4 protein-coding genes are annotated in these 3,108 nt (G+C 35.1%); 1 reads left to right on the plus strand and 3 read right to left on the minus strand.

What is annotated here, in order from left to right; all coding sequences use genetic code 11:
* Positions 1-276, plus strand: a 276-nt coding sequence (locus MRZ08_RS01860) for a hypothetical protein (RefSeq protein ID WP_297378670.1), incomplete at its 5' end; no start/stop codon positions are given.
* 20 nt (positions 277-296) lie between these two features.
* On the opposite strand, the gene MRZ08_RS01865 is transcribed toward MRZ08_RS01860, so the two are convergent.
* The 3 genes from MRZ08_RS01865 to MRZ08_RS01875 form a co-directional block, all read right to left on the minus strand.
* On the minus strand, positions 297-506 hold the full coding sequence (locus MRZ08_RS01865) for a hypothetical protein (RefSeq protein ID WP_297378672.1): 210 nt from the start codon (positions 504-506) through the stop codon (positions 297-299).
* Positions 507-626: 120 nt separating this feature from the next.
* The gene (locus MRZ08_RS01870) at positions 627-947 is read right to left on the minus strand and encodes a PqqD family protein (protein WP_297378674.1); all 321 of its coding nucleotides are present in this window, start codon (positions 945-947) and stop codon (positions 627-629) included.
* The gene (locus MRZ08_RS01875; protein ID WP_297378675.1) at positions 937-2,817 is read right to left on the minus strand and encodes an oligopeptide transporter, OPT family; all 1,881 of its coding nucleotides are present in this window, start codon (positions 2,815-2,817) and stop codon (positions 937-939) included. The genes MRZ08_RS01870 and MRZ08_RS01875 overlap by 11 nt, the downstream gene beginning before the upstream one ends.
* Positions 2,818-3,108: the final 291 nt, after the last annotated feature.

The following is a 3,108-nucleotide window of genomic DNA, read 5'->3' on the forward strand; positions in this document are numbered from 1 at the left end:
ATTAATATAATAGGGATAGTGTTTAGTGCTATTTTTATAGTATTGTTTTATTACTTATTAGAAAGATTTAATATAAATCAAGTATTAAAAAAAATAATATTTATTTATTTAAGCTTAGGAGCTTTGTGTAGTATGCCAAGCGAAAATATTTATTTAGATAAAAATGAAAATGATCTAACTGGTTTGTTAATACCGTTCGCATCTTATAAATTTGCATTTATAGCACCTATTTATCTATTTAGGTATTGTTTAAAAATAAGTAAAAAAGAGGACTAACAGGGTCCCCTTTTTTAATTCTAATCTTTATTATTTTTATCTTCTATATCATCAATTATATTATTAACGTCTCTAGTATCTAAAAAAGTAACAAAATTCAATATGTTTGCAACCGTCTTAGATAATTTATAAGAAATACTCTTATTCTTTTTGTTTTTGTTTTTATCAGCTTGATAAATAGCGATTATAACGAAACATATTGTTAATAAAACAAGCATTAAATCTACCATAATATTGCCCCTTTATTTTACGATAACAACTGCCTTACTAGTTAGTTACCCGATGGTCTTGTAGATAAACATCTTATCTTATTAGAATAATATCTCGATATTACTATTTAGATTTACCAATCAATATTTTATAAATTTATTTTTTTCTAAGTTTCTTAGGTATTGGCCTAGCCTTTCGTATAAGGGCTCGGCTTTTTCTCCATAGGAATCTTTTAGGATATTTCCTATATCTTCTATGGAATTTTGCCCATTTATGGCTTCCCAGACTGTATTTCCCATTCCTTCTAGCTTAACTCTTGTAATTTTTGGCTTATGCCAGAATTTCTGGGCTAGCTTGTGGTTTAGGCCGGTGTGGTCCATGAGGATAGTGTAGGTTTTACTTTTCTCATCATAGTCATAGTCCACGTTTTTCTTTGGGATTTTCCCTAAATCAAGCTTCATTTTTGCCCTTCTTTAAGGCTCCTTTTGCCTTAGTGAAGATTAGTATGCCTAAGCATATAAATATAACTACAGAGGCTTCTTGGCTTAGGGCAAATTTCTCAGAAATATTGATAAGATCTGCCAGAGTCTTGCCTTTGACAGGAATTAGGGCGAATACTGCTAGAATTATACCCATGATTCCTTCTCCAGCTATAAGGCCTGCTGAGTAGAGGGTTCCTCTTGTCTCTGCATCCTTTTTCTCTTCCTTACTTGCCTTGATTTTATCTACAGCAATTCTTACAAGACCACCAAACATTATTCCAAGTGATGTATTGATAGGTAGGTAAAGGCCTATAGCGAAAGGTAGGACTGTTACTCCCAAAAGCTCTACCATAATAGCTATAAAGCTTCCTACAAATACCAAGTTCCAAGGAAGGTCATTGTTCATAACTCCTTCTACTATCATCTTCATAAGCATGGCTTGAGGAGCTGGAAGGTCCTTTGTTCCAAAGCCTATAGATTTGTTTAGTATCCACAAAACTCCACCTATGGCAAGGGATGAGGCGAGAACTCCTATTAGCTCTCCAATTTGTTGGTATCTTGGACTAGCTCCTACGATGTAACCTGTCTTTAAATCTTGTGAGCAGTCTCCTGCTATGGCAGCTATTACACAAATTATAGTTCCTATAGAGATTGCTGCTATCATTCCGTCATGGCCTACAAAGCCTGTTAGTCTTAGAAGAAGAGTAGCAATCAAGAGAGTCGCTATTGACATTCCTGATACAGGGTTGTTTGAAGATCCTATTATTCCTACCATCCTTGATGAAACAGTAGCAAAGAAGAAGCCGAATACTACTATAATCAAGGCACCAAATAAGTTAAGTGGTGAAGATGGCATCATAAACATCAATACAATCGCTATAATTACAAGAATTATGGAAGCCTTAATAGAAATATCAGCATCAAGTCTGTCCTTATTTTTGGATGAATCTCTGTCCTTAAGGTCCTTGATAGAATCCTTAAATGATTTAATAATCATTGGAAGGGACTTGATCAAAGATATAATTCCTCCAGTAGCAACAGCTCCTGCTCCTATATATCTGATGTAGTTTGACCATAGGTCGGATGGGCTAAGGCTGGCTATTTCTGCTGGGCCAAAGGCATGAAGCAGTGGCATAAGTACAAGCCAGGCGAGGACACCTCCTGAAAGCATTATAGCGTCGATTTTAGGTCCCACGATATAACCTACACCCATTAGGGCTGGAAGGGCATCGAAGCCAATAGCAGTTCCTCCAAAGTTTTTCGTAGATATTTCATAGCTTACGCCTTCTGGGAAGATTTTAAGTCCATTTGCCAAAAATTTATAGATAGAAGCAAGTCCCAAGCCCTTAAATACTACACTTGAGTCTTGTCCTCCTGACTCTCCTGCCTTAAGCACTTCTGCGCAGGCTCTTCCTTCAGGATATGGCAAGATTCCATCCTCCTTAACTATGAGGGCTTTTCTTAGAGGAATCATAAAGATAATACCAAGTACTCCTCCAATTAAGGTCAACATCAAGATATTTAGATAGGATATGTAGTGACTATCTCCCCACTCTGCTTCCCACAAGAAGGCTGCTGGCAAGGTAAAGATGGCTCCTGCTGCAAGTGACTCTCCTGCAGAACCTATCGTTTGAACTAAATTGTTTTCGAGTATAGAATCACGCTTTAAGATTTTTCTGACTATACCCATAGAAATAACAGCCGCTGGTATTGATGCAGATATGGTAAGACCTACACGAAGTCCCAAATAAGCATTGGCCCCACCAAATACTATGGCTATTATAACTCCCAAGACTACAGCCAAGGGAGTAAATTCTCTAAGTTTCTCAATTTCTTTTTCTTTTTTCAAAATAACTCCTTATAAATGTAAAATTATTCACTTCTTGCAAATAATTTCCTAGAACAAATTAAAAATGTCAATCATATGACACATTATTAAGTATACCGCTAAAATTAATATTTAAAAATATTTATATAAAAACATGAAAAGCCTATAAAAAATGGGTCTATAATAAATCGTGTTGGTAGAAGTAAATGATACTTCTTTCAACACGATTTTTTGTGAAAAAAAAAGAAGACATATTTAATCATTTATCCTATAATTAAATCACCACAACCTAAAAAAGGAGATTAAATATGT

It is taken from the genome of Anaerococcus sp. (genome assembly GCF_022770135.1).
Lineage (GTDB): Bacteria > Bacillota > Clostridia > Tissierellales > Peptoniphilaceae > Anaerococcus.